The organism is Bhargavaea massiliensis, from assembly GCF_018390575.1.
Taxonomy (GTDB): domain Bacteria; phylum Bacillota; class Bacilli; order Bacillales_A; family Planococcaceae; genus Bhargavaea; species Bhargavaea massiliensis.
The window spans coordinates 1-394 of the sequence record NZ_JAHBCJ010000029.1 but is presented as its reverse complement, the minus strand read 5'-3'; the positions used below and the strand labels follow the sequence as shown (position 1 = coordinate 394).

Below are 394 nucleotides of genomic sequence, written 5' to 3'. Positions count from 1 at the left end.
CGGTGCTACTCGCAGTCTTCGTTCTGCTCGTTGCTCCACTCCGCGATAATAATATAGGTCTTGCTCTTTCGCTTCTACGCATATGGTGCTTGTTTGCTTCACCGGTTCAAAGCTGCCCTTGACTGAAGAGGCATAAAAGATGGCGGAGGAAGAGGGATTCGAACCCCCGCGCGGTGTTACCCGCCTCTCGGTTTTCAAGACCGACCCCTTCAGCCAGACTTGGGTATTCCTCCGTTAGAACCAATGGATGGTGGACCTTGCAGGACTCGAACCTGCGACCGGACGGTTATGAGCCGTCTGCTCTAACCAACTGAGCTAAAGGTCCTTTGCAATGGCGGTGGAGGGGATCGAACCCCCGACCTTACGGGTATGAACCGTACGCTCTAGCCAGCTG

At 54.8% G+C, this 394-nt stretch carries 2 tRNA genes; both read right to left on the bottom strand.

Going from position 1 to position 394, the window contains the following annotated elements:
- Positions 1 to 140: 140 nt before the first annotated feature.
- Positions 141 to 233: transfer RNA gene (locus KHA84_RS15245), tRNA-Ser, on the bottom strand.
- Positions 234 to 248: 15 nt separating this feature from the next.
- A tRNA-Ile gene (locus KHA84_RS15240) sits at positions 249 to 325 on the bottom strand.
- Between the last annotated feature and the right edge of the window lie 69 nt (positions 326 to 394).